The organism is Rhizobium sp. BK529 (assembly GCF_014194105.1).
GTDB lineage: Bacteria > Pseudomonadota > Alphaproteobacteria > Rhizobiales > Rhizobiaceae > Rhizobium.
This window is the reverse complement of record NZ_JACIAU010000001.1, coordinates 641,716-667,908: the sequence shown is the minus strand read 5'-3', so window position 1 is coordinate 667,908 and position 26,193 is coordinate 641,716. Positions and strand designations below refer to the sequence as shown.

At 60.7% G+C, this 26,193-nt stretch carries 24 protein-coding genes and 1 other RNA gene; 10 read left to right on the top strand and 15 right to left on the bottom strand.

Features of this window, described 5'->3' with window-relative positions:
* Nucleotides 1–63 precede the first annotated feature (63 nt).
* Nucleotides 64–960, bottom strand: a complete 897-nt coding sequence (miaA, locus tag FHX08_RS03245) for a tRNA (adenosine(37)-N6)-dimethylallyltransferase MiaA (protein ID WP_184326863.1) — start codon at nt 958–960, stop codon at nt 64–66.
* Between miaA and serB the strand changes: the two genes are divergently transcribed.
* Nucleotides 959–1,849, top strand: coding sequence for a phosphoserine phosphatase SerB (serB, locus tag FHX08_RS03240; protein WP_132653861.1), 891 nt, complete (start codon nt 959–961; stop codon nt 1,847–1,849). The genes miaA and serB overlap by 2 nt on opposite strands.
* A 76-nt stretch (nt 1,850–1,925) precedes the next feature.
* Here serB and FHX08_RS03235 read toward each other — a convergent pair whose 3' ends face one another.
* The 6 genes from FHX08_RS03235 to FHX08_RS03210 all read right to left on the bottom strand — a co-directional run bounded on the left by FHX08_RS03235 (nt 1,926) and on the right by FHX08_RS03210 (nt 7,607).
* On the bottom strand, nt 1,926–3,692 hold the full coding sequence (locus tag FHX08_RS03235) for a Do family serine endopeptidase (protein ID WP_184326862.1): 1,767 nt from the start codon (nt 3,690–3,692) through the stop codon (nt 1,926–1,928).
* Nucleotides 3,693–3,795: 103 nt separating this feature from the next.
* Complete coding sequence (locus FHX08_RS03230; protein ID WP_184326861.1) at nt 3,796–3,981, bottom strand: DUF2065 domain-containing protein; 186 nt, start codon at nt 3,979–3,981, stop codon at nt 3,796–3,798.
* Nucleotides 3,982–3,992: 11 nt separating this feature from the next.
* Entirely contained in the window at nt 3,993–4,952 is a 960-nt protein-coding gene (gene hflC, locus FHX08_RS03225) for a protease modulator HflC (RefSeq protein WP_184326860.1), read from the bottom strand.
* A gap of 8 nt (nt 4,953–4,960) precedes the next feature.
* Nucleotides 4,961–6,031 carry an FtsH protease activity modulator HflK gene (hflK, locus tag FHX08_RS03220; protein WP_184326859.1) on the bottom strand — a complete coding sequence of 357 codons (1,071 nt, stop codon included), beginning with the start codon at nt 6,029–6,031 and terminating at the stop codon, nt 4,961–4,963.
* A 145-nt stretch (nt 6,032–6,176) separates the two neighbouring features.
* Complete coding sequence (locus FHX08_RS03215) at nt 6,177–6,698, bottom strand: dihydrofolate reductase (RefSeq protein WP_184326858.1); 522 nt, start codon at nt 6,696–6,698, stop codon at nt 6,177–6,179.
* 114 nt (nt 6,699–6,812) lie between these two features.
* On the bottom strand, nt 6,813–7,607 hold the full coding sequence (locus FHX08_RS03210; RefSeq protein WP_184326857.1) for a thymidylate synthase: 795 nt from the start codon (nt 7,605–7,607) through the stop codon (nt 6,813–6,815).
* Between the two features lie 114 nt (nt 7,608–7,721).
* Here FHX08_RS03210 and ssrA point away from each other — a divergent pair.
* The 4 genes from ssrA (at nt 7,722) to FHX08_RS03190 (ending at nt 9,310) form a co-directional block, all read left to right on the top strand.
* Nucleotides 7,722–8,099: a transfer-messenger RNA gene (gene ssrA, locus FHX08_RS03205) on the top strand.
* Nucleotides 8,100–8,230: 131 nt separating this feature from the next.
* Nucleotides 8,231–8,743, top strand: coding sequence for an SspB family protein (locus FHX08_RS03200; protein ID WP_184326856.1), 513 nt, complete (start codon nt 8,231–8,233; stop codon nt 8,741–8,743).
* 47 nt (nt 8,744–8,790) lie between these two features.
* Nucleotides 8,791–8,979, top strand: a complete 189-nt coding sequence (locus FHX08_RS03195) for a DUF4169 family protein (protein WP_184326855.1) — start codon at nt 8,791–8,793, stop codon at nt 8,977–8,979.
* An 82-nt stretch (nt 8,980–9,061) separates the two neighbouring features.
* Nucleotides 9,062–9,310, top strand: a complete 249-nt coding sequence (locus FHX08_RS03190) for a ribbon-helix-helix domain-containing protein (RefSeq protein ID WP_132653852.1) — start codon at nt 9,062–9,064, stop codon at nt 9,308–9,310.
* Between the two features lie 8 nt (nt 9,311–9,318).
* On the opposite strand, the gene FHX08_RS03185 is transcribed toward FHX08_RS03190, so the two are convergent.
* The 3 genes from FHX08_RS03185 to FHX08_RS03175 all read right to left on the bottom strand — a co-directional run bounded on the left by FHX08_RS03185 (nt 9,319) and on the right by FHX08_RS03175 (nt 15,690).
* Nucleotides 9,319–13,035 (bottom strand): AsmA family protein, encoded by a 3,717-nt coding sequence (locus FHX08_RS03185; RefSeq protein WP_184326854.1) that lies wholly within the window; start codon nt 13,033–13,035, stop codon nt 9,319–9,321.
* A gap of 89 nt (nt 13,036–13,124) precedes the next feature.
* Entirely contained in the window at nt 13,125–14,537 is a 1,413-nt protein-coding gene (locus FHX08_RS03180; protein ID WP_184326853.1) for an FAD-binding oxidoreductase, read from the bottom strand.
* 100 nt (nt 14,538–14,637) lie between these two features.
* A complete protein-coding gene (locus tag FHX08_RS03175; protein WP_132653849.1) occupies nt 14,638–15,690 on the bottom strand; it encodes an aldo/keto reductase in 1,053 nt (350 codons plus the stop codon).
* Between the two features lie 93 nt (nt 15,691–15,783).
* On the opposite strand from FHX08_RS03175, the gene FHX08_RS03170 reads away from it, so the two are divergent.
* Nucleotides 15,784–16,686, top strand: a complete 903-nt coding sequence (locus tag FHX08_RS03170) for a LysR family transcriptional regulator (RefSeq protein ID WP_132653848.1) — start codon at nt 15,784–15,786, stop codon at nt 16,684–16,686.
* A gap of 161 nt (nt 16,687–16,847) precedes the next feature.
* On the top strand, nt 16,848–17,933 hold the full coding sequence (locus FHX08_RS03165) for an AbrB family transcriptional regulator (protein WP_184326852.1): 1,086 nt from the start codon (nt 16,848–16,850) through the stop codon (nt 17,931–17,933).
* 151 nt (nt 17,934–18,084) lie between these two features.
* On the opposite strand, the gene FHX08_RS03160 is transcribed toward FHX08_RS03165, so the two are convergent.
* Complete coding sequence (locus FHX08_RS03160; RefSeq protein ID WP_184326851.1) at nt 18,085–19,875, bottom strand: ABC transporter ATP-binding protein; 1,791 nt, start codon at nt 19,873–19,875, stop codon at nt 18,085–18,087.
* Nucleotides 19,876–20,450: 575 nt separating this feature from the next.
* Here FHX08_RS03160 and FHX08_RS03155 point away from each other — a divergent pair.
* Nucleotides 20,451–21,371: a LysR family transcriptional regulator gene (locus FHX08_RS03155; RefSeq protein ID WP_132653845.1), complete on the top strand. Its 921-nt coding sequence runs from the start codon at nt 20,451–20,453 to the stop codon at nt 21,369–21,371.
* A gap of 294 nt (nt 21,372–21,665) precedes the next feature.
* Here FHX08_RS03155 and FHX08_RS03150 read toward each other — a convergent pair whose 3' ends face one another.
* Nucleotides 21,666–22,619, bottom strand: coding sequence for an NmrA/HSCARG family protein (locus FHX08_RS03150; protein ID WP_132653844.1), 954 nt, complete (start codon nt 22,617–22,619; stop codon nt 21,666–21,668).
* 222 nt (nt 22,620–22,841) lie between these two features.
* Nucleotides 22,842–23,759 carry an AraC family transcriptional regulator gene (locus FHX08_RS03145; RefSeq protein WP_132653843.1) on the bottom strand — a complete coding sequence of 306 codons (918 nt, stop codon included), beginning with the start codon at nt 23,757–23,759 and terminating at the stop codon, nt 22,842–22,844.
* A 32-nt stretch (nt 23,760–23,791) separates the two neighbouring features.
* On the opposite strand from FHX08_RS03145, the gene FHX08_RS03140 reads away from it, so the two are divergent.
* Nucleotides 23,792–24,199, top strand: a complete 408-nt coding sequence (locus tag FHX08_RS03140) for a DUF2000 family protein (RefSeq protein WP_112541292.1) — start codon at nt 23,792–23,794, stop codon at nt 24,197–24,199.
* A 65-nt stretch (nt 24,200–24,264) separates the two neighbouring features.
* Here the strand turns inward: FHX08_RS03140 and FHX08_RS03135 are convergent, their stop codons facing one another.
* Together FHX08_RS03135 and FHX08_RS03130 are read right to left on the bottom strand one after the other, a co-directional pair.
* A complete protein-coding gene (locus FHX08_RS03135) occupies nt 24,265–24,930 on the bottom strand; it encodes an OmpA family protein (RefSeq protein WP_132653842.1) in 666 nt (221 codons plus the stop codon).
* 156 nt (nt 24,931–25,086) lie between these two features.
* Nucleotides 25,087–25,497: a helix-turn-helix domain-containing protein gene (locus FHX08_RS03130; protein WP_132653841.1), complete on the bottom strand. Its 411-nt coding sequence runs from the start codon at nt 25,495–25,497 to the stop codon at nt 25,087–25,089.
* A gap of 77 nt (nt 25,498–25,574) precedes the next feature.
* Here FHX08_RS03130 and FHX08_RS03125 point away from each other — a divergent pair, with 77 nt between their 5' ends.
* Nucleotides 25,575–26,168, top strand: a complete 594-nt coding sequence (locus FHX08_RS03125; protein ID WP_132653840.1) for an NADPH-dependent FMN reductase — start codon at nt 25,575–25,577, stop codon at nt 26,166–26,168.
* The last annotated feature ends 25 nt before the right edge of the window (nt 26,169–26,193 follow it).

The window sequence follows — 26,193 nt, the reverse complement described above, 5'->3', positions numbered from 1 at the left end:
TCCGCTAGCTATGATTCGAAATCATTCTAGCGCCTTGCAGGCCAGGGCGCTGCTGGCGCCTTGTCAGGAAGAAAGCCTCTCCCAGCTTTCATCCATCTGATTGCGGAACCACGTCATCTGCCGCTTGGCATATTGCCGCGTCGCCGCCGCGCCACGCTCGATCACCTCTTGCCGGCTCATTTCGCCACGCAGCATGGCGGTAATCTGTGATACGCCGATCGCCTTCATGACCGGCATTTCAGGGGAGAGATCAAGCGCCAACAGCGCCTTCACCTCCTCTTCCGCCCCCTGCTCCAGCATCTTCTCGAAACGCCCGTTGATGCGCTGATGCAGCACGGCGCGATCCGGCAGCACAACGATCTTGCGTGCGGTTTCGGGATCGACGATCACAGGCCCCGCCTGCCCCTGGAATTCTGCGATCGACTGGCCTGTCGCCCCGAATACTTCGAGCGCACGCACGATCCTTTGCCCGTCTTGCGGGTTGAGGCTTCCGGCGACGGCGGGATCAGCCCTGGCAAGCTCCGCATGCAGGCGCTCCGAGCCCTCTTCCAGCAGTCGCGCCCGCAACCGCTGGCGGATCTCTTCGGGGATGACGGGCATTTCCGAAAGCCCACCCGTCAGCGCCTTGAAATAGAGACCCGTGCCGCCGACGAAGACAGGCAGCTTTCCTTCGGCGCGGATGCGCGGCAGGAGCGCGGTCACATCCCGCAGCCAGGCGCCCGTCGAATAGGCCGCTCCCGCCGGCACGTGGCCGTAAAGGTGATGCGGCACGCCTCCCATATCTTCCTGCGAAGGCCGAGCCGTCAGCACCCGCAATGTGTCATAGACCTGCATGCTGTCGGCATTGACCACCACCCCGCCATGCTGCTTAGCCAATTCCACCGCGAGCGCGGACTTGCCGCTGGCGGTCGGCCCGGTTATCAGGATCGCGTTCACAGAGCTCAGAAGGTTTTCCATCATGGCCCTCGTTGCCACGCTTGTTGCCAATCCGTCAAACCCCGTTCTTTCGCCTGCGATCGCCGAACGTGCGGCGGACGCCGTCAGGGCATCCGGGCTGTACTGGCTGGCAGACGGCATTGCCTGCGATATCGTGCTCGCCGACGGCTCCGACAGACAGGCGGCCGAGGCCAATCTGCTTGCCGTCATCGCAGATGGCCCGATCGATCTTGTCATCCAGGAACAGGAAACCCGCCGCAAGAAGCTGCTGATCGCAGACATGGATTCCACCATGATCGGTCAGGAATGCATCGACGAACTCGCCGCCGAAGTTGGCCTGAAAGAAAAGGTTGCCGCGATCACCGCCCGCGCCATGAACGGCGAGATCGCCTTCGAGCCGGCGCTGCGTGAACGCGTCGCCCTCCTGAAAGGTCTGCCGATCTCCGTCGTCGACGAAGTCATTTCCAAGCGCATCACGCTCACCCCGGGCGGCCCCGAACTGATCGCCACCATGAAGTCCAAGGGTTACTACACCGCCCTTGTCTCCGGCGGATTCACGGTCTTCACGAGCCGCATCGCTGCCGTCATCGGCTTCGACGAAAACCGCGCCAATGTCCTGCTGGAAGAAGACGGCCTTCTGTCTGGCCACGTCGCCGAGCCGATCCTCGGCAAGCAGGCCAAGGTGGACGCCCTCAACGACATCGCCGCCCGGCTAGGCATCTCCCCTGAAGACGCCATCGCTGTCGGCGACGGCGCCAATGACCTCGGCATGCTGCATCTGGCCGGCTCCGGCGTCGCCCTTCACGCGAAGCCGACTGTGGCCGCCGAAGCCGACATGCAGATCAACCACGGCGACCTCACGGCGCTGCTCTATATCCAAGGTTATCGCAAAACGGATTTCGTGACCGCCTAAAGTTTCGAGCACTGTTGAAATGAAGAAAGGAGCGGCTAGCCGCTCCTTTTGTTTTTGCGCCCCAGGTTGACGGCTGTCATTCCATCGGCACAGCAACGAACCGCAGGTCGCCGTTCGCCGCAGCGACCATCATCTGCGCATTACGCCGGCCTTCCTGCTTCAGCGACTGCACCTTGCTGGCAACAGCATCCGGCGATTTCATGAATTCCTGTGCCACTTCGACGATCACGTCGCCGGGCTTCAGACCCTTTTCCGCGGCTGCCGAACCCGGCGCGACTTCAGTCACGACCACGCCATCGACGCTTTCGGCAATGCCGAAGGTTTTGCGGGTTTCGGGGCTGAGCAGCGAGAGCGAAAGACCAAGCACATGCTTGGGCATGGCCTGATCCGTCGTCGCCTTATCCTGTCCCTGCTGGCTCTGGCCATGCTGGTTCGGGCCCTGATGATTTTGACCTTGATCCTGCTGCTGCGGACCCTGTCCATCAGGCGCGGTCTGGCCCTGATCGCCGTCCTGATCCGGCTGGTCCATATCGTTGTTCTCGCCGGGATCGGGATTGATGACGCCGTCATCGTCTGAATTGTCCCCGGCCGCAGCCTGGTCGCTATCCTCGAGACGGCCGAGCGTCACCTTGACGGTCTGCTCCTTGCCGTCGCGCAGCACCACCACGTCGACTTGCTTGCCAACAGGGCTCTCGGCGACCACGCGCGGCAGGTCGCGCATCTCGCTGACGGGCTTGCCGTCGAATTTCAGGATGACGTCGCCCGCCTTGATCGAGCCGTCATCGACCGGTCCGCCCTTGATGACGCCGGCGACGAGCGCGCCTCTGGCGCTGTCGAGGCCGAGGCTGTCGGCCACTTCGTCGGTGACGGGCTGGATGCGCACGCCGAGCCAGCCGCGGCGCGTCTCGCCATATTCGCGCAACTGCTCGACAACGCCGGACGCAAGTTCCGAGGGCACCGCGAAGCCGATGCCGATCGAACCGCCCGATGGAGAAATGATCGCGGTGTTGATGCCGATCACCTCGCCCTTCATGTTGAAAAGCGGTCCGCCGGAATTGCCCTTGTTGATGGCAGCATCCGTCTGGATGAAGTTGTCATAGGGGCCGGCATTGATGTTACGCCCGCGCCCCGAAATAATGCCGACCGTCACTGAACCGCCGAAACCGAACGGATTGCCGATCGCCATCACCCAATCGCCAATGCGCATGACGCTGGAATCGCCGAACTTGACAGATTTCAGCGGCTGCTTCGGCTCCACCTTGAGCACCGAAAGGTCGGTCTTGGTATCGGTGCCGATCAGCTTGGCCTTGAGCTTAGTGCCATTGGCGAAATTGACCTCGATATCATCGGCGCCCTCGATCACGTGGTTGTTCGTGACGATATACCCAGAGGGATCGATGACGAAGCCGGAGCCGAGCGAGCTGACATTGTGGTTCGGCGCGCGATTGCCCTGCTGCTTGTTGAAGAAATCGTTGAAGAATTCCTGGAAGGGCGAGCCGTCGGGAGCGCGTGGCGCCGGGCCTGCGCCCTCGTCATCCTTCACATTCTGCGAGGTCGAGATATTGACCACGGCATCGAGCAGCCCTTCGGCGAGATCGGCAACCGAAGCCGGACCATTGGTCGGAGCCGTCATCTGCAGGGGCGGAGCCGCAGGCGCGACTGCAGCCGGAGAAAGCGGCGTCGGTTGAGGCGCTGCAGGGGCCGGTGCCGCCTGTTCAGGTACAGCGGGCGCCGGGGTGGTTTGCGCATGCGCAATACCGCCTGCGCCGACATTCGCCAGGAGGGCTGTGCCGGCCAAAAGCGCGAGCGTTCGTCTGAAGGGCGAGCGATTCGTGGGGGCCATCAAGCTTCCTCGTCTGGGATAAAAACGCACATACAACACCAGCATAAGGCGGAATGATGGAGGGCGAAATCACCTTTTCGAGAAATCCCCGTGCGAATGTGATCTAGGCTCGCAAAAGCCAGACACCTCCGGCACCAAGTGCCATTGCCACAAGTCCGAAGGTCCTGAGTTGGCGCTCCGGGACAGTCGGAAGAACCTTCGCCATCTCGATAAGAAAACGAGGGGCTAGTGCATAAAAGAGCCCCTTGATGATGAGGAAGAATGCAAGCCCGGTGAGGAAATCCTGCATTCGTCCTGCCGTCAGTTCGCTGCCGGAGCCGCAGGTGCGGGCTGCACCGCCGGCGGCACGAGGCCACCGGTCTGGCCGGGCGCAGGTTGATTGCCGTTCGCATTCTCGAAGTAGCGGAAGAACTGCGAGGTCGGCGACAGAACCAGCGTCGTATCCTGCGAGGAGAGAGCCGAGGAATAAGCTGACATCGAGCGGTAGAACTCGAAGAACGCCGGATCCTTACCGAAGGCGTCGGCGAAGATACGGTTGCGTTCTGCGTCACCCTGGCCGCGCAGGATTTCGGAATCGCGCTGCGCATCGGCAGTGATTTCGACGACCTGGCGGTCGGCAACAGCCCGGCGACGCTGGCCTTCTTCGTTACCTTCGGCGCGGATGCGCTCGGCCTCGGCCAGACGCTCGGAGCGCATGGCGTTGTAGGTATTCGGAGCCACTTCCGGCGACAGATCCGTCCGACGGATACGGACGTCATCGATATGCAGGCCGAGGTTTTCGGCATCTGTGCGCAGATCGTCGCGGATTTCGAGCATCATCGCCACGCGCTCTTCCGAAAGCGCTGCGTTATAGTCACGCAAACCGTAGACACGGCGGAGCGAGGAATCGAGCTGCGCACGCAGTCGTGCCTCGGCAGCATCGCGATCGCCCGACACCGTTTCGCGGAAACGGCGCACATCCGCGATATTATAGATCACGAAGGCGTCGACATCGAAGGTCTGGCCGTCCTGAACCTGAACACGGATATTGTCGAGGTCGAGCCTCAGCGCCCGCCGTTCCACGAACTGCACACGGTCGGCATCCATGAAGCCGAATGGCAGCTTGAAATAGATGCCCGGCTCGCTCTTCACCGACTGGATCTGACCGAAACGCACGACGATCGCCTGTTCACGTGCATTGACCACGAAAACCGACGAGTAAAGGATGAGGAGAAGGATCGCAAAGGCGATCAGGATTACGGGAAGTCTGTTCGATACCATTGTCAACCTCACCGCTGCTGCGCCGACTTGCCGATCTCATTGAGCGGCAGGTATGGCACGACGCCCTGCTTCTCGTCGATCACGACCTTCTTGGAGTTCCTCAGGACCTGCTCCATCGTTTCCAGGAACAGGCGCTTGCGCGTCACATCGGGAGCCTTTGAATATTCGTCGTTGATGGCGCTGAAGCGCTGGGCCTCGCCTTCCGCTTCCTTGACGACGCGATCCTTGTAGGCGGCGGCATCTTCACGGATGCGGGCGGCATCGCCTCGCGCCTGGCCGAGCTTCTGGTTCGTATAGCGATTGGCGTCCTCGATAGTGCTGTCGCGGTCACGTCCGGCACGCTGCACTTCTTCGAAGGCATCGGCGACCTCACGCGGCGGCGCCACGTTCTGGATCGTCACACCAGTCACGGTAATGCCCGCGCCATAACGATTCATCGTATCCTGAACGATGTTGAGAACCTGCGTCTCGATCGGCTGACGATTGCTGCGGAAGGCGTCCTGTGCAGGACGGCGGCCGACAATCTCACGCATAGCGCTGTCGGAAACCTGCTGCAGCGTCTCCGCTGGATTTTCCACGCCGAAGAGATAAGCCTTCGGATCGCTGATTGTATAGAAGACCGCAAACTGCACGTTGATGACGCTCCTGTCACCCGACAGCATCAGCCCGCTGGACGATCCTGCCGAGGTTGCGCCGATGTTCTGCTGCTGCACCGTCACCTTGACGGTCTCGACGGTCTCGAACGGCCAGAAATGAAAATGCAGGCCCGGCATGGAAATTTCTTGCTTAGGATTACCGAAGCGCAGCTCCACGCCGCGCTCGTCCGGCTGGACAACGTAAATGCACTGGAACAGCCAGAAGATCGCAATGATCGCGACGATAATCGCAACCACACCGCCGTTGAACCCGCCGGGAATGAAACCGCGCAACTGATCCTGCCCGCGCCGGATGATATCTTCTAGGTCGGGCGGTCCCCCTTTGCCGCCGCGTGGGCGGTTCGGCCCCTGCCCCCATGGCCCCTGATTGTTACCGCCGCCGCCCCAAGGGCCGCCGCCGCCATTCTGATTACTCCAGGGCATCAAAACCTCGTTGTTCGTTAGCTCCACACATCCGACCGCCGTGGGGGCTGCCGGCGGATGCGATCCGACCGTTATAGGTATCGCCGCACCGGCTTTCAACGCGGTGTCAGGAACTTGGTCAATATAATTGGAAAATAGTTCCTTTTCAGGCGTCTCGACGTTCGTAAACGACGAAACGGGTGGGATAGGTATCCTTTTCCCCTGAAGGAATATCGAGGGTCTCAGTTGCCACCCAGATGGTCGGATCGATGTCGGGAAAAGCGGTGTCACCATCCACATCAGCTTCCACATGCGTGATGCACATGCGGTCGACAAAACCCATCGCCTGCGCATAGATCTGTCCGCCGCCAAGGACGGAAATCTCGTTCTCGCCCTGCTTGCGAGCAAGTTTCTCCGCCATGCCAATTGCCTCGTCCAGTGAACGGGCCATATGCACGTCGGGGTGATCGATATCGGCACCGCGCGAAATCACCACATGCTGGCGTCCGGGCAGCGGCTTGCCGCCGAAGCTTTCGAATGTCTTGCGGCCAACGATAACCGGTTTGCCAACCGTCATCGCCTTGAAGCGCTTGAGATCAGTCGAAAGCCGCCAAGGCATATCGCCGTCACGGCCGATAATACCGTTGCGGGCAACGGCGGCAAAAATGGTCTTGCGGATATCGGACATCAGGCTTCCGGTCTTAAAGCATGTCGCGCAAAACTGTGCAGCGGTTTTTGCGATAACAACATGCGAAATAAAAGTTAAAACGTGGCGAGCGAATCTTGGAGATCGCAACGCACTTTAGACGGCGATCGGCGCCTTGATATTGGCATCGGCGTCGTATCCCACGAGTTCGAAATCCTCGTAGACGAAGTCGAATATATCCTTCACGTCACGCTTGATCAGCATGCGCGGCAAAGGCTTCGGCTGGCGTGTCAGCTGCAGCTTCGCCTGTTCGAAATGATTATGGTAGAGGTGCGCATCGCCGAGCGTATGGACGAAGTCGCCATATTTCAGCCCGGTCACCTGCGCCACCATCATCGTCAAGAGCGCATAAGAAGCGATGTTGAAGGGCACCCCAAGGAAAATATCGGCCGAGCGCTGGTAGAGCTGGCAGGAGAGCTTGCCGTCGGCCACATAAAACTGGAATAGGCAATGGCAGGGCGGCAGCGCCATATTATCGACCTCAGCCGGGTTCCAGGCCGAGACGATGTGGCGGCGGGAATTCGGGTTCTTGACGATGCCCTTCACGAGATTGTCGATCTGATCGATATGCCCGCCATCGGGTGCCGGCCAGGAGCGCCACTGCGCTCCATAGACCGGGCCGAGATCGCCGTTTTCGTCGGCCCATTCGTCCCAGATGGACACACCATTCTCGTGCAGATAGCGGATATTGGTTTCGCCCTTCAGGAACCAGAGCAGCTCATGGATGATCGAGCGCAGGTGCAGCTTCTTCGTTGTCAGCACCGGAAAACCGGCATCGAGATCGAAGCGCATCTGGTGGCCGAAGACAGAGCGCGTGCCGGTACCGGTGCGGTCGCCGCGATCGGTGCCGTTTTCCATCACATGGCTCAAGAGGTCGAGATACTGCTTCATGGCGTCAGCTGATTCCTTTTGCCGCTAATTTAAGGCCAAAGCGGTTCAAAACCAATGCTTGCGGCTGATTATCCAACCAAAACTGGCGATGACCACGACGCTTTTATGACGTATCCCCTTCCCTTGCGATCACAAAAACACTATATCCCTCTTGCCGGCTTTCGGGCCGGCTATGGCGATAAACGGGCGATGGAATAAACCTATTGGACCCGGGGGCGGTACCCGGCGCCTCCACCAAAAACAGGCCTACCTCTTTCGAGGGAAACGGCCTGCTTTTGATGGGGGCGAAATAGGATCGACAAGGGTGTAAAGATCGACTTTTCGCTCGGCATGATACCGCCGTTATCGGGTCACAAGTGTAGTTGCAAACGACAACAACGCTAAGGAATACGCTCTCGCTGCCTAATGGCGGTGCGGGAATTCCGCTCTAAGTCCTTACGGCTAGCCCCGTAAGGCGGGGTCCGAAGGCACCTGGCAACAGAAGCCTTCACCTTCTCCCCTTTCTCGACGAAATCATGTATGCTCGATAAACGCATGAATCGGCTTGCGCCTTTCACAAAGCGCCCGGACGTGCCATACAAGTTCGTGAAAAGACTTCTAAACCGACGAAAGACAGGAAAAGCATGGGGCAGGATCACATCCGCTACGACATTCTGGCACAGGACGCGCTGCGCGGCGTGATCCGCAAGGTCTTGGCCGAAGTCGCAACGACGGGCCGACTGCCCGGCGACCATCACTTCTTCATCACGTTTCTCACGGGCGCTCCCGGTGTGCGCATCTCGCAGCACCTGAAGTCGAAATATCCCGAACAGATGACCATCGTCATCCAGCACCAGTTCTGGGACCTGAAGATCACCGAATCTCATTTCGAGATCGGGCTGTCCTTCTCCGACGTGCCTGAAAAGCTTGTCATCCCCTTCAATGCCATCAGAGGCTTCTATGACCCCTCGGTCAATTTCGAGCTGGAGTTCGATGTGCCGCTGAGCGACGGCGAAGAGCAGCCGGCTGCCGAGATCACGGCCTATCCCGTTGATGCCGTCAAGACGGAGGAGGCGGCTGCAAAACCACCCGCAGAAGGTGAGGAAAAGAAGCCAGGCTCCGTTGTCTCGCTCGATTCCTTCCGCAAAAAACAGTAGTGTCGGAGGAGGCGAAAGCCTCCTTTTTTCATGATGGAGGCAACCGCGTGAGCGCCGAAATCGTCAATTTGCGTCAGTTTCGAAAGCAGCAGGCCCGTTCCGAAAAGGAAAAGCAGGCCGAGCAGAATCGCATCTCTCACGGCCGTACCAAGGCCGAAAAGCAATTGACCAAAGCCCGCAACGAGAAGGCCGAAAAGGCGCTCGATCAAGGCAGGCTCGAGAAGGACGAGACTTGATCGCGCCGATATAAAAGCTTTCGCGATCAAGCAGCTGAAACTCCTGCTTGAATCGCTTTCTCAACGACGAAGAAGCAGCCCGATGATCCGTAAACATTCGGCGACATTGCATGGGCACCGAACCAGCTTCTCTTTGGAAGACGAATTCTGGATCGAGCTGAAGTCTATTGCCGCGTGCCGCGGCATACCGCTAGCAACCCTGATTTCCGAAATAGACGATGATCGGCCGCCGGGGAGCAACCTCTCTTCGGCGCTACGCCTGCATGTGCTCCGCTGGCTGAAAAGCGGCATCGCCACAGCTGATCAAGCGTCCAGGAGCCTGACCAAGTAACGACCCTTTCACTGAGCGCGGACGCCAGGCACCTGGTTGAAATTGAGCTGTGCGGGCGGCAGGGGTTGCTCTGCTCGCCGCGCAGCTTCAGCCTCTGCAGCAGCCTTGGCCCGTGCCTCGGCCTCAGCCTTGGCGCTTGCTTCCGCTTCGGCAGCCGCCTTCGCCTCGGCTTCCGCTTTGCGCTGAGCTGCCTCTTGCGCCAGCACCCTCAGCCGCTCCTCCTCGGCCTGCCGCTGCCGCTCGATCTCGGCGGCTTTAGCGCGTTCGGCATCGTTGAAACGGTAGAGCGCCACCTCGCGCCGCAGCCGCTGCTTTTCCAGCACATTGGTCTGCAGCCGTTCGACGCGCCGCCGCTCGCGCTCAAAGGCGCGCAGCGAGAGGAAGCTGGTGATATCGGTCACATCCATCGTCTTGCCGGGCGAAGCCAGCAAGCCGGAGAAGTTCAGGCGGATGCCGGGCTCCGCACCCGGCAGCGCTTCCGCGCCGGGATTGAGCCCGATTCCGAGCGTGGCGCTGATGCGTTGCTGCGGCAGCTCGATCTGCGCATCGGCGGTCAGGTGCGCCAGGTCATTGGCGACGCTGACATTCTGGAACCTAAGCGTGCCATCCGTCACGTTGAAGGGAATGCCAAGCGGTGGCAGCTTCGCCTCACCATTGTTCAGCAGTGTCTCGACGATCGGATGTATCTTGCCGGCATTGATCTGCTCCTGCATCGGATCGGTGGCAGCCAGCAGCGGCGCCAGGATCGCGAGGTTCAGCCCGCGAACGCTCGTCTCGCCGAGCTGAATCTCGCCCGAGCCGTTCAGCGAGCTCGCAATCTCCGCAACCGTCTTGCCCGAGGCTTCGAGCGAAAGCGACATGCCGAACTTGCCATTGGCGACGGGCGCACCGTCGCGCGGCCAGACGACGCCGCCGAGATCGGAATCGGCAAGCGTCAGTCGCGTCTGCATGAAGCCCGTGCCATTGGCATTGGTAAAGAGCATATTGCCCGAAAGCGCGCCTCCGTCCCAATTGCCAGCCATGTTGTTGAGCTGCAGTTCGTCGCCCTTGTAGGCAACATCGGAGGTGAAGTCATTGACCGCCGTGTTGAAAAGCCCCGGCCAGAACTGCTTGGCGGTGAGCTTCAGATTGACATCGAGATCACGAAAGAGCGGCTGGCCGAGTGCAGCCGTCGTCAGCTGGCCGTTGGCGGGGTCTTTGATCTGCCCGAATACAGCCTCGCCAAGCCAGCCGAGATCGGCCTGGGAAAGCGCAAGCGTGCCGCTTGCCGCTGTCTTTGCCGCCTTGCGGTCGAAGGTTAGAGCACCCTTGAATTCATTGTCGGCCGCGTGCCCGTTGAGATCGGCCAGCACCACCTTGTCGGCATCGATGGTCGCATTAGTCTGCAGCTTGAACGGCAGCCCGGTGCCGAGTTCCGGGAGCGCGATGCCGTTCATGACGAGATACGGGTCGAGATCGGTACTCTCTAGCGAGACCGCGACATTACCGTCCATGAACGTGTCGGGCCGTACGTCAACCTTGCCATTTGCGGTAAACGAGGTGCGGTCGGTCGCGAAGGTCAGTGCGGCATCGGCAGGATCGTTGCCTGCCGCCGTCACCTTCAGCGTCATGCGGCCGTTGGCGCCGGCATCGACCGGCAGCGGATCGAGTCCCGCCTGGCCGAAGAGGATCGACGGAACGGCATTGTCGAGTGTCGCCTCCAGCGTCGTCGTGCCGTTGCCGGTCAGCGCCAGAAGGTCGGACATGCGGTAATCGAGATTGACGCGGCTACCGTTGGAAACGCCTGCCAGCGTCACTGCCAGCGCATTGCCGTCGTCGCCGCCGAGCGTCAACGCACCGCGCAGCGCCGTATTGCCATACCAGCCGGCATTGCGCACCAACCGGTCCATCACAGGGTGATGCGGCAGATGCTCGCGCAGCATGGCGAAGAAGGGGCCGGGATCGGCCGCCTTGAAGGTGATCTCGCCAGTGCCCTTATAATCAAGCAACGATCCCTCGGCCTTGCCCGTCGCCGTCAGTTCGGCGCCCGCAAGATTCTTGATCGACAGATGGTCGACGGAAAGTGCGCCATCCGCGAGCGTGAAGGTCGTTTCGACATTGTCGGCCTGCACGCCGAAAGCAGTGAACTTATCCGCTCTGAGCTGTGCGGCGATCTTGTGGTCGAGCACGTTGTCGCCGGCATCCTGGCCGGTAAAGAGGCCGGTCAGGGCGCGCAGCGCATCGAGGTCCAGCGCGTCGCCGGCAAGCGCGACGGACAGCGACGGCGTCTGGCCGTTGGTCGTCTGCCGCTCCAACCGGCCTTTCAGCGTTGCCGCACCAATCGCGATCTCCAGATTCTCGAAGCGTTGCAGATCATGCGTCAGGCTGACATTGGCCGAAAAGCCCGCCTGCCGCAGCTGGCGGATCGCCGGATCGACCGAGCCGGATAGCCAGGACGCAAGCCCGGTCGGCTGGTTGGAGGCAACGACCATCTGGCCATTGAAGGAGGGTTCCCCCTGCAGCGTCAGCTTGCCCTTGCCTTCCACCTGCGTGCGGCCTGGCAGTGTGCCGACGGCATTGTCGATCATCCAGCCATTGCCGGCAGGCCGTAGTTCCAATGCCACGTCGCGGATCGTCGTATCTCCGGCAACGATAGCAGGCAGGCGCACGGTCGCCTTGCCCGGGACCTGCGGAATCGGCACCTGGCCGACGATCTCGATCAGCGAATTCAGCCGCTGGCGCGCCGAAACCGCCGGGTCGCGGTTGGTCTTGCCGGCCGCCCCCTGGTTGCCGATACGGTTGACATCGATCTGTTGGCCATCGGCAGTCAGCAGGAATTCCGGCGCCGTGCCGGTATCGAGTGTCGCCTCGCCCGTGATCACATAGGGGTCGTCGGTGGAGCCGACTTCCATTCGATATTCGGGAATGCGGATGCGGTCGTTCGTAAGCTCGAAACGGCCCTTGAGGCGTGGCGGCGGCGCCTCGCCCTTTTCGGTCTTGCCCCCACGATTTTCGATCGCCGCAGACAATGTCCCCTGATAGTTTGGTCGGCTATCGACCAGCTTCAGCTCGCCGTCGAGATCGACGGTGACAGGATGTCTTTCCGGAGCAAGCCGGGTGCGCATGCGCAACACGCCGTTCTCATCAGGCTGATTGCTGGAGATCGAAAAGCTGCCATGTTCGCCGTCGAGCGCGCCGTCGCCTTCGATGCGCCATGGACCGGCGAGCGACTTCGCCGACATCTCGGCGTTGAGCCCCGTCACATGCCGGGAACGGCCGGACTGGTCGTCGACGAACTCGATCTCACCGCCATTGACATGCACATTTTCGAGAACCACGTTCCGGGCCGGAATTACCGGCTGGCTGCCGCGCATCCAGTCCAGCGATCCGTCCTTGAGAAGCCGCAGCCGCACCTTCGGATTGACGACACGCATGTCAAAAATCAGCGCTTCGCCCGAAAGGAACGGCGCAAGCTCGGCGTCCATGGAGAACTGCTCGACCTGCACGATCGGCTTGCCGTCTTCCTCCTGGCCGACGCGCACGTCATGCAGCGTCACGGACGGAAACGGCAGAAGCCGCGCGTCGACCGTGCCATGCACCGTCACCTTCTTGCCGATGATGCGGCTTGCCTGATCCTCGAAATTCTTGCGGAAATCCGTCCAGTCAATGAATAGCGGAGCCAGTAGCGCCACGAAGAGCACTACGACGATCAGTCCTCCTAGAAAGACGAGGAACCGGCCTATCAAATCAGGGATTCTCCATTCGGAATTCTGTTGCCGACACTAGCGCTATTCATGCTGGGGGCAAGGGCCAAGATCATGAGATTGTTCCATTTTCAGCCCAGGTGAAAAATCTTGCCGGGATTGAAGATATTGTCCGGATCGAGCGACCGCTTGATCTGACGCATCAGATCCACCGTACCCCCGAGTTCCTGCTCCAGAAATGCCATCTTCCCCTGCCCGATCCCGTGTTCGCCGGTGCATGTGCCATCCATGGCGAGTGCTCGCGCATTCAATCGGGCGACGAACTCTTCTGCCGTGGCAATTCCCGCGGCACTCTTGTCGTCAAACAACAGCTGCACATGGAAGTTCCCGTCGCCCGCATGGCCGACGATTGGCGCCAGCAAACCGTTTGCTTCGATATCGGCCTGCGTTTCGGCAACACAATCCGCGAGCCGTGATATTGGAACACAAACATCGGTCGAAAGTACGGCAAGGCCGGGCGCCAGTGCCCGCACCGACCAATAGGCATCATGGCGGGCTTTCCAGAGCTTGGTGCGCTCCTCCGGGCTTGCCGTCCACTTGAATTCGCCGCCGCCGCATTCGGCCGCGATTTCGGCAAAGGCGGCCGATTGCAGCGCTACCGTCTCATCCGTGCCGTGGAACTCGAGGAAGAGTGCCGGGCTCTCCTCATAGGGCAGATTGGCGTAGGCGATGCTGGCCCGCATCTGCAGCGCATCGACGAGCTCGATGCGGGCGACCGGAATGCCCATCTGGATCGTCATGATGACCGCGTCGCAGGCAGCTTTCACACTCGGGAAGGCACAGACCCCGCCAGCAATCTTCTGCGGAATACCGTGCAGGCGCAGTGTCACCGAGGTCAGGATGCCGAGCGTACCCTCCGCCCCGACGAAGAGCCGCGTCAGGTCGTAACCGGCCGAAGACTTGCGGGCGCGCCGCGCCGTACGGATTTCCTCGCCCGATGCGGTGACTGCCGTGACGGCAAGCACATTGTCTTTCATCGTGCCGTATCGAACGGCGTTGGTGCCGGAAGCCCGCGTCGAGGTCATGCCGCCGATCGAGGCATTGGCGCCGGGATCGATCGGGAAAAACAGACCGGTATCGCGCAGATAGGTGTTCAACTCCTCCCGCGTGATGCCCGGCTCGACCGTGCAGTCGAGATCCTCGGGATTGACCTCGATCACTTTGTTCATCCGGCTGAAATCGATGGAAATGCCGCCGTTCGGCGCATTGACCTGCCCCTCGAGCGAGGAGCCGGTGCCGAAGCCGATGACCGGCACCTTGTGATCGGCACACGCCCGGACGACGGTCTTCACATCGTCGGCCGTCTCGGCAAACAGCACGCCATCGGGCAACTGTGCAGGAATGTAGGTGGTCGTGTGCGCATGCTGGGCGCGAAAGGACTGACCCGTTTGGAACCGCTCGCCGAAGCGCTGCTTCAAAATGCCGGTAACCGCTTCGATCCCCGCTTCGTTTCGCACTCCAGCCTTTGCGTCGCGCAGTGCCATGCCCTTGATCTCCCTGCATTCCACAGCCTGCTACAGCATCTGTAGCAGGCCGGGTATGAGGCAAGTCAAAGCGGCTGTCCAGCCAAGATTCGGGAAGATTTCATCCCATCTTTATTGCAGGAACCGCCGGCGCATTGAGCCGCGCAAAGCCCTCCTGCCGATAATAGGGGAAATAGGGGTAGGGCGGCGTCACGGCACTAACGGCATCGAGCCGCTCGATCTGCTCCTGCGTCAGGCTCCAACCGACGGCACCGAGATTTTGCCTGAGCTGCTCCTCGTTGCGCGCGCCGATGATGACGCTTGAAACGGTCGGCCGGCCGATCAGCCAGTTGATGGCGATCTGCGGCACGGTTTTGCCAGTCTCGGCGGCAATTTCGCCCAGCACATCGACGATATCGAAGAGCTTCTCGTTATCGACGGGCGGACCGTATTCGGCCGTCTGATGCAGCCGACTTCCCTCCGGCAGGGGCGCACCGCGGCGGATCTTGCCCGTCAGCCTGCCCCAGGCAAGCGGGCTCCAGACCAGCGCACCGACCTTCTGGTCGGCGGCAAGTGGCATCAGTTCCCATTCGTAGTCCCGCCCGGCGAGCGAATAATAGACCTGATGGGCGATATAACGCGGATAACCGTAGCGTTCGGAAATCCCGAGCGATTTCATCAGCTGCCAGCCAGAGAAATTGGAAACGCCAACATAACGCACCTTGCCGGCGGCAACGAGCCCATCGAGCGCCGAAAGCACCTCCTCCACCGGCGTCGAGGCATCGAAGGCGTGAAGCTGCAGCAGATCGATATAATCTGTGGCGAGCCGGCGCAGCGCATCATCGGTGGCGCGGATCAGCCGCGCTCGTGACGTGCCCCAGTCATTCGGCCCCTCGCCCATCGGCAGAGCCGTCTTGGTCGAGATCAGCACGGCATCGCGCCGGCCCGAGATCGCCTGCCCCAGCACCTCCTCGGAGGCACCGGCCGAATAGACGTCAGCCGTATCGAACAAAGTGCAACCCGCCTCCAGGCAGATATCCACCATGCGCCGCGCTTCCTGCGCATCCGTCGTGCCCCAAGCGCCGAACAACGGCCCGCTGCCGCCGAAAGTGCCGGCCCCGAAGCTCAGCACCGGCACCCTAAGGCCCGATGCACCGAGATTTCTGTATTCCATGATCCAAACTCCTGTTCTCCAAGGAGAGATAGACCCAGCCGCTACGATGATATAGATTGCCTAAGATCATATCATCTGTGATTTAAATTCATCGTGAGCCGTCAGGACATCAATCGATCCGGAGAAATGGAAGTTTTCGTCAGCGTCGTCGAGCGCGGCGGTTTTTCCGCTGCCGCGCAAGCGCGACGCATGACGCCGTCGGCCGTCAGCAAGCTGGTCGCCCGGCTGGAGACAAGGCTCGGCGCGCGCCTCGTCAACCGCTCGACGCGCAAGCTGCAGCTCACACCGGAGGGCTGCGCCTTCTATGAGCGCAGTGTCGCTATCCTTGCCAACATATCGGAGGCGGAGCGTTTCGCTTCGGCAGGAGAACAGGCGGCGGGCCGCATCAGCATCAATACCAGCGGCTCCTTCGGCAATCATGTTCTGGCCCCGCTCGTCCCCGCCTTCATGGCCGAGCACCCGGGCGTGACACTCGATATCACCCACACGGACAAGGTCATCGACCTGCTGGAAGAGCGTGCCGATGTGGCGATCCGCGCCGGCCCGCTGAAGACATCGAGCCTGATCGCCCGCAAGCTCGGCGCCGCCAGGAAGATCATCGTCGCGTCGCCCGATTATCTCGCGCAATATGGCGAACCGCATTCGGCCGCCGAACTCCATGACCATCGCCGCATAGGCTTTTCCTATGCCCGGGCGCTGGAGGGCTGGCCGATCCTGGAGAACGGCGTGGAGATCACCATTCCGCTCACGCCCGGCTTGCAGGTCGGCGATGGCGAGGCCATGCGTTATCTGGCGCTCTCAGGCGCCGGCCTCGCCCGCATGACGGAATTCACCGTGCGCGCCGATATCGCCGCTGGGCGGCTCGTTCCGGTGCTCGAAGCGCTCAATCCCGGCGACCTCGAAGAATTTTACGCCGTCTATATCGGCCAGGGCGGACCACTGCCGGCGCGTGTTCGCGCCCTGCTTGATTTCCTTGCGAAACACGTCAGGCTTTAGATCGATTAGGTCAGATTCCACAATTGACCCAATGCCATCAGCACGCCTATACCGGATCTGCGCCTGCCGGCCCTCGCAGCCGGCCTCTTCATTCATACCGGGGCCTCCTCCCACCTTTGCCTTCGGGCCTGCTCCGGTCGAAAAGTTCGGGGACTACAGTTTTGGACGCAAGCAGCTTCCTTCAAAAAGCGAGCCTGCCCAAATGGGCATTGCTGCTCGCCTTGTCGGCCATATCAGTCCTTTTCCTCGAACTCTTCGCCCTGCCCGCCTCGCTGCTGATCGGCCCGATGGTCGCGGCCATCATACTGGCGCTCACCATCGGCAAAGGTCAGCTGCGCGTACCCTACTGGCCGCTGCAATTCGGCCAGGTGCTGGTCGGTCTCCTGATGGCTCGCAATATCACGCCCGATATCCTCGGCACCATGGCCAAGGACGCGCCCCTCTTCATCCTCTTCATTTTCTCGGTCATCGCCATTGCCGCCGGCCTCGGCTGGCTTTTGACACGCTGGCAGGTGCTGCCCGGCACGACGGCGGTCTGGGGCTCCACGCCCGGCGGCGCCTCGGCCATGGTCATCATGTCGGAGGCCTATGGGGCCGATGCGCGCCTGGTCGCCTTCATGCAATATCTGCGCGTCGTCTTCGTAGCGGTCGGCGCTTCGGTCATCTCGCGCCTCTGGGTCGCCGCCGATGGCGAGACGCCGCCGCCGGTCATTTTCTTCCCGCCGGTCGATTGGCCGGCTTTCGCCATGACGGTCATCTTCGCCGCCCTCTGCTGCTACACCGTCTTCCGCTTCCGCATCCAGGGCGGCAATATCGTGGTGCCGCTTTTTGTCGGAGCCCTGCTGCAGGGCTTCGGTCTCTTGAAGATCGAGTTGCCAACCTGGATCCTGGCGCTGAGCTACGCGCTGATCGGCTGGAGCATCGGCCTGCGCTTCACCCGCTCGATCCTCAAACATGCCGCCCGCGCCCTGCCGCGCGTCTCAGCCTCCATCATCATTCTGATGGCGCTCTGCGGCTGCATGGCATTCGCCCTTCACGCATTCGCCGGCATCGACCCACTGACCGCCTATCTCGCCACCAGCCCCGGCGGCGCCGATTCTGTCGCTATTATTGCAGCCTCGAGTGATGTCGACGTGCCCTTCGTCATGGCCATGCAGACCGGCCGTTTCCTGATCATATTGCTGATCGGCCCGGCACTCGCCCGCCTCATCGCCCGCCGCTCCGGCCTTACGGAAAACGCTGCTTAGCTAATGCGCCAATAGCTATGACCGCATATTCGCCACCATGAACCCTGCCTGAGGGCAATGACTCACGGCCATAAGCCGCCCCTTGCTCAGCAAAAATTACGCGGGGCAAGCGAAGAGAAGCACCGGAGCCTCAGCGCCCCGGTGCCTCGGCTCATGCCACCAGACCCTTTGTCAGTTCGAGCGCCTGCCGCTCGAACAGCCGGCGATAGATGCCGTTGTTGAGCCGGATGAGCGCTTGATGGTCGCCTTCTTCGACGATCATGCCCCTGTCGAAGACCAGCAATCGATCCAGCGCTCGCACCGTCGACAGGCGGTGGGCGATGACCAGCGTCGTGCGGCCGTCCATCAGGCGCTCCATGGCCTGCTGGATCTGCACCTCGCTTTCGCTGTCGAGGCTGGAGGTCGCCTCATCCAGGATCAGAACCGGCGCATCGGCCAGGAAAGCGCGGGCGATGGCGACACGCTGACGTTCACCGCCCGATAGCTTGACGCCACGCTCGCCCACCATCGTCTCATAACCCTTCGGCAGATCCTTGATGAAGCCGTGCGCGCTGGCCTGTTTTGCCGCGTTCTCGATCTCGCGCCTGGACGCATTCGGCCGGCCATAGGCGATATTTTCGGCGAGCGTGCGGTGAAACAGGATGGGCTCCTGCTGCACGATGGCGATCTGGCTGCGCAGGCTCGATTGCCTGACGTCAGCGATATCCTGTCCGTCAATCCGGATCGAACCCGAATTCACGTCATAAAGACGCTGGATGAGCTTGACGAAAGTGGTCTTGCCCGAACCGGAATGCCCGACCAGTCCGACCCGCTCCCCCGGTTTGATGGTGACCGAGAAATCCTCATAGAGCGGAGTCGGATGAGCACCATACTGGAAGGTGACGCGGTCGAACACGATCTCGCCCTCGCCGATCGCGATGGCCTTCGCATTCGGCTTATCCTCGATGCCGAGCGGCGTCTTGTCGAGCAGCACGAGTTCTTCCATGTCGTTGACGGCGCGCTGCAGGTTTCTGATATCCTGGCCGACCGAGCGCAGATACCCCTGCAGGACGAAGAACATCGCCAGCACGAATGTGATGTCGCCAGGCGTCGCAAGCCCTTGCTGCCACATGATGAGGCCTGTGCCGAGAATGCCGGCCTGCATGGAAACCATCATGAAGCCCTGGATCGTGCCGTTCAATGTCCCGCGTTTCCACGTCCGCCGCGTGCGGCTGTCCCATTTGGCGAGCACATGGCGCAAGCGCTCCTCCTCGCGCCTTTCGGCACCGAACGCTTTCACCACGGAGTTGCAGCTGATGGCATCAGCCAGCGCGCCGCCGAGCTTGGTGTCCCAGGCATTGGCAAGTTTCGCCGCCGGCGACACGAAACCGATGGAAAGCAGGACGGTCACTCCGATATAAACAAGCGATCCCGCAGCCACGATCAGGCCCATGATCGGCCAATAGGTGCCGAGCACGATGCTGGCACCCACCAGCATGACGACAGACGGCAGCAAGGCGATGAGAAGCAGGTCGTTGAGCGCGTCAAGCGCCCACATGCCGCGGGTGATCTTGCGGACCGTCGAGCCGGCAAAACTATTGGCGTGCCAGTCGGTCGAGAAGCGCTGCACCTTATGGAAGCCGTTATTGACGACGTCAGCCATGATGCGCAGTGTCAGCCGGATGATCCCGCCGAAGATAAACCAGCGCAGGGCAACGCTGGTCAGGCCAAGGACCACGACGACAGCGAAAGCCCTGATGGCACCGCCAGCCGCATTGCCGCCGGCAATCGCGTCGACGATCTCACCGGAAAACACCGGCACCATGACTTCGGCCAGCGTGCTGGCGATCACCAGCAGGATAATGACGCCCACCAGTGCGGGCCGATGGGTCCATTGACGAAAAACAAAGCCGAGTACGTTGCGATACGCATCGGCACGGAAATCGAGCTTTTTGCGAGCCATTTTAACCAGTCCGACCCCGTGTTTCGGCAGCCGGCCCCAAAATGAAGAGTTGATGAACACAGTCGGAACGGGAGACGGATTCGTCTCGGCAGATCGGTCGAACTGTGAAAGAAATTAAAACCGCATCTCGCGCTCCCCTGGAGGGCCGCGAATTGGAATGACCTAGTGTCGCATCATTCCAGACGGGAGGACTTCGATGAATGCTGATGTCATACAACGCCTCCTTTGATTGATCTGCAGCGGTGGAGTTTTTGTACCGGACAAATTCAACTTTGCCAACCGATGTTTTCTACTTTGCGGAGAATGATGCGCGAATGACACAACAACTCGGCTCAAAAAGAGCCGCGTCGATCACCCGCCTTGCTTGGGTCCGCTCCTGAAATCAGGCGTGTAACGGCATGTTTTTATTCGCCTTACCGCGTAAAAATCACAGCCAGGCCTCGCAAATTCCACTTAAATCGGGAATGATCACATGCGGGACCACCGGAAGAATCTCCGCCGTTCTGGCCACGCTTGGCTAGCCGCAGGCTCAGTTATCCCCTACATTGACCTAATGAATATCATTGTACTGAAAAATGGATAATACCGGGCTGTCTCTCGACAGAATGCGCACTTTTGTTCGCGTTGCCGAACGAGGCAACCTATCTACGGTGGCAATGGAACTCGGCGTCGGTCAATCGACCGTGACACGGCACCTCAACGAACTCGAGGGCGCAGTCGGTGTGCCTCTCCTCAGTCGAACCACGCGTCGCGTGACCCTCACCGACGAAGGCAGCCGCTATTATGCCAACTGCCTTCAGGTATTACGCCTGGTCGAACAGGCTACCGAGGAAGCCAGAAATGCCCGTCGTGCGGCCGCGGGCGCTGTCAGGATTTCCTGTACTGCAGCGCTTGGCGTGATGCACATCACGCGACTCATCTTCGAGTTTCAGGACCAGCATCCGGACATCAGCGTCGATCTCAACTTGACCGACGAGCGCATCGACCTGGTTCGTGAAGGCGTTGACCTGGCACTCCGGCTCGGACCTCTCGCCGACAGCTCGATGAAGCTTCATGCGCTCGGAAAAAGCCACCGGCTGCTGGTCGGCGCTCCGGCTTATTTCTCCGTCCACGGGCGGCCGGAGTGCCCGGACGATCTCTCGCGATACGAAACCGTCATAATGTCCAATGTGGCCGGGAGCGATCAGATCGCTCTCTCCTCCGTCCATGGCGCGAATTTGACGGTTTCAGTCAATGGGAAGCTGCGCGTCGATCACGGGCTCGCGGCGCGCGAAGCCTTGGCCGCAGGACGCGGCATTGGTCCCGCCCACCTTTGGCTGGTTCACGATCTCTTGGAAAACGGTCGGCTCGAAGCCGTGCTCGAAGACTATCGTCCATCGCCGGTCCCGCTGAGCTTGCTCATCGTGCCCGAGCGCTCCGCCATTGCCCGCGTTCGTCTCCTTACCGACTTCCTTGTCGCCGAGGTTTCCAAACTGCCGGGGATCCGGCCATCCTGACTTTAGAGCCTTTCCCGGTCAGATTGAAGCATTCTGTTGGCTCAAACGGAGTCGAACGGTCAACCGGCCGGCGCGCGTCGTAGCCCAGATCTACGGCCAAGCCGGCCGGTCGATCAGGCGGCCCGTTTCGGCCAACCCCGGTGGTTTGCTTGCAAACCAGCTAGGGCCGGGCATCTTTGCGCCAGGATCAAAAGCGATCGGCTCGGACGTACCTTGGGTACGCCTTTCGCCAATTGCCTTTGCCCTGACACAAACCTGCTCCGGCAGAATGCTTCAATCTAACCAGGAAAGGCTCTAGAGCCCGAAAGATCGCTTGTCGCCGCGCCAGCCCGTCGTCCGAAGATACTGTTCCCAGTCGAGCGTGTCAGGATTCAGGCGACGGCTCCATTCCAGATCATGCTCCCTACCGAAAAAACCATATTCTACAGCGTACTCGACCATCCCCAGAAGTTCTTGCACGAAAAGCTCGTTGGCGGCGAACTCCGGAAAATACTGCAGCAGGCCACCCTTGGTGAAAGCATTTCGATATTCTGCCTTGAGGCCGGTTACCTCTCGGAAAGTTTCGACCATCTCGCGCGGAGAGATGACATCGCCGACGATCGGTAGCGTTTTCCCGTTGTAGCGCTCGGGATTTGAGAAAATTTCGAGCACGGCCGGCCCGGTCGCCGTCAGTGGATCGACAAAAGGCGCTCGAAAATCCGCGGGAAGATAGATCGGCAACACGAGCGTGTCGTCTTCCATGCGCGGCGGATAATATTCGAGAAGATTCGTGTAGAAGAATGCCAGCATGACGAAGGAATGAGAGATCGGCAGACCGCGAATATAGTCTGCAACGCGCGCTTTGTCGGTGAAATGCGGAGCAAACTTCGTTCCGCCGGAGATGGCGTCGACATTCTCGAGTGTGCTGAAAACAATATGTCCGACGCCTGCCTCGACCGCCGCATCCGCAAGTTGGCGGCCGATAGGAGCCTCTATTGTCTCCGGCGGCATGACGGGCGGCGTCATCAGAAATGCCCCGTCCGCGCCTTCGAAAGCGGTAACGAGATCCTTCCGGTAGCCGAGCTGGAGAGGGACGGTGACAATCTCGGCTCCAAGTTTCTCCAGATTTACAGCCTCGGGTGAATCCTTTTTCCGGGTCAGGGCGCGCACGCGGAAACGTCCGCTGCGAAGGAGCGTCGCTGCAACGCTGCGACCCTGTTTGCTGGTTGCGCCGACAATTGCGATAAGTGGCTTATCATTTGCAGACATAGTTGTACCTTGAACCTTTTTCCTATCACTGACCGGCGCCGCCGCGTAGCCATTCGGCCGATGCCTGAAAGCAGGTTATTCCATCAAACTTAATTGCTGTAGGCATGGGAAATGCATATGATAATGCCATTTTATGGATAAATGTACGCGCCGCTGAGCGCGGACGGGATCAAACTCCACGTAGGAAACGAGATCACGTCGGACCACGGATTGGGCTTCTGTTTAAGTCCGCTCTCCGAACGAGGACTGTGACAGCCCGCCATCGCGGGCATTCACCGCATTAAATCGCTGAAGCCCCACCCAGCGACCAGGCGTCACGCCATAGGCCTTCTTGAAATGCCGGATGAAATGCGCCTGGTCGGCAAAGCCCGTCGCCGCGGCCACATCAGCAAAACTCTCCCCCTCGCCCATCAGCGCCTTCGCCTGCTGCAGCCGTCGCATCAGCATGTAGCGGTGCGGGCTGGTAGCGAAAGCCAAGCGGAAATGCCGTGACAGGGTGAAACGATCGAGGCCGGTAATATTCTCCAGTTCGCCGGAGCGCACGGGCCTCAGCGCATGCGCCTCGAGATAATCACGTGCCGCCCGCACCTGCTTCCAGGCAACAGTGCCCAGCGCCCGCCTGCGCACCTGTGAATGCCGCGACAGGCCGCCCGCGACACGGCTGACGAAATCGTCGACGAATAGCTCGTCCAGCTCCCGGTCGAGCTCGCCGAGGGCGGCGAGCAGCACCTGCGCCAGCGCCCCATCGTCAATGACGGGCTGGTCGACAAAGGGCAAGCCGATCTTCTCCGCCGCCAGACATTCCATCAAAAGCGCCGGCTCCATGTAGAGCATGCGGTAATGCAGCCCGTCCTCGGTGGCCGCCCCGCCATCATGCTCCTCGTCGGGATGCAGCACGATCACCTGGCCCGGCATGCTGAAGCGCCGTTCGCCGCGATAGGTGAAGGTCTGCACGCCATGCAGCGTCACACCCAGCGCATAGGTATCATGCCGGTGCGGCTCGAACATATTGCCTGAAAATTGCGCCTCGATGCGCTCGATACCGGGAAAGGCAGGCGCAGTCAGGATGCCAGTGCCCGCCTGCGGCTCGCACAAACGTTCAAGACCCTCGAAGACCTGTGACGTTAGATCCTGGCTCAATGCCCTGTCACTACCTGATGAAAGAGACTGAAATGTTTGATACCAAAATTGCGATCGTCCTGCGAAACAATCTTGCCGGCTGGCAGAAGCTGAATGTCACCGCTTTCCTCTCGACAGGCATTGCCGGACAATATCCTGAGATCATCGGCGAGCCCTACAAGGACCGCGCCGGCAACCTCTACAACCCGCTATCCATCCAGCCGATCATCGTCTTGTCGGCCGACGAAGCGACGATATCGACGATCCATCGCCGCGCGCTGGAGCGCGACGTGACCTCCTCCGTCTTCATTGAAGAAATGTTTGCAACCGGCCATGACGCAGCCAATCGCGCCGTCTTCGCCGAATACGCCCCCGATGACGCCAAGGTCGTCGGCATTGCGCTCAGGGCCGACAAGAAGATCGTCGACAAGATCACCAAGGGCGCGACGATGCAGCATTGAGACGAATTCGCCGAAACAAAAAGGCCGGGCAATTGCCCGGCCTCCTGTTGCCTGGAAGTAGCCGATCAACCCTGGGTGATCGGCGCGATCTGGATTTCGACGCGGCGGTTCTGGGCGCGACCGGCTTCGGATGCGTTGGAAGCGATCGGCTGCGATGGGCCGAAACCGACGGCCGAAACGCGGCGGCCATCGATGCCCTGGCCCTGCAGATAGCTGGCAACCGACGAAGCGCGGCGTTCCGAGAGATCCTGATTATGCTGCAGGCTGCCCGTCGAATCCGTATGGCCGTTGATGTCGATGAGCGTGCGGTTGAACTTGCGCAGCACGATTGCCACCGAATTCAGCGTCGGATAGAAGCCGGGTTTCACCGCATCCTGGTCGACGTCGAAGGTGATGTTCGACGGCATGTTGAGGATGATGTTGTCACCCTGGCGGGTGACCGAAATGCCCGTGCCTTCGAGCTGGGCGCGAAGCTCGGCTTCCTGCTGGTCCATGTAATTGCCGATCGCGCCGCCGGCGAGCGCGCCGATGCCGGCGCCGATCAGCGCCGCATTGCGCTTGCCGTGGCCGCCGCCACCGACAGCGACACCGACGAGAGCGCCGCCGAGCGCGCCAAGGGCAGCACCGCCGGCGGTGTTCGATACCTTCTGCTCACCAGTATAGGGATCGGTCGTCGTGCAGGCTGAGAGGTAGCTCGCCGCAACGGCCAGAAGGATAAATTTCTTAATCATGGACAGGAGGTTCTCCGTTCGAAGCTGGTGCGAGCAGATATTAAGGAATGCGGCAACAAGATGAAGACACTAATCTGATAATCCAAATTCCCCATAGGAAACATCGGCCTGTTGCAGCCGTGCCCCGATATCACCAGCTTTCTTGTCAGGAATGCGCTACCCGAGCCCGCGACGCTTGGCATAGGCAGCCCGCGCCTCGTCCATGCGTGCCGAGTTTGCAACGACCCATTCGGCAAGCCCCCGGACCGGGTCCAGGAACTCCCGGCCGAGATCCGTCAGCGCATATTCGACCTGCGGCGGCGTTGTGGGCGTGACGGTCCGGGAAACGAAGCCGTTCTCCTCCAGCTCCCGCAATGTCGATGCCAGAACCTTCTGGCTGATTTCGCCGACTTCGCGGCGCAAGGCGTTGAAGCGCAGAGGCCCATGACCCAGCACGCGCACCACCAGCAGACTCCACTTGTCACTGATACGTGCCAGCAGGCGACTAATGTGATCGCAGGCGTGGACCTGTTCGCAATCGCCGATGTCCTCGCAAGCGGCGGTTTCCTCGCGGTTATCTGGTTTCAATAAAGTGCCTCCTTGTGCGATTCCGCAAACCATCCGTAATCTGGTTACCGTTGGAAACCAGCATACAGGAGGTTACTTTGAATTCTAAGCCCCGCATCGCCGTTATTATCGGCTCTACCCGCCCCACCCGATTTGCCGATGCCCCGGCACAATGGATATTGAAACAGGCCCAGGCCCGCGAAGATCTCGATGTTGAACTGATCGACCTGCGCGATCATCCGCTCCCCTTCTTCGACGAAATGGCATCGAACCTGTGGATGCCGAGCCAGAACCCGGAAGCAGTGCGCTGGCAGCAGACGGTTGGTCGCTTCGACGGTTACATCTTCGTCGTTGCCGAATATAACCACTCGATCACGGCCTCCCTGAAGAATGCGCTCGACCAGGCCTATAAGGAATGGAACCGCAAGCCTTTCACCGCCATCGGCTATGGCGGCACCGGAGCGACGCGCGCCGTCGAACATCTCCGAGGAATCGGCGTGGAACTGCAGATGGTCTCCACCCGTGCTGCCGTTCATATCGGCGGCGGCGATTTCATGGCTGTGCATCCGGCCTTCGGCAACAAGCCGATCAGCGAGATCGAAGCAAACCTCCTCCAGACGGCAAAGACCGCCCTCGACGAACTGGCATGGTGGGCAAAGGCGACGATGGCTGCCAAGGCCGCCGAGGCCTGAGCCAGGAAAACCGCGCGGCAGGCAT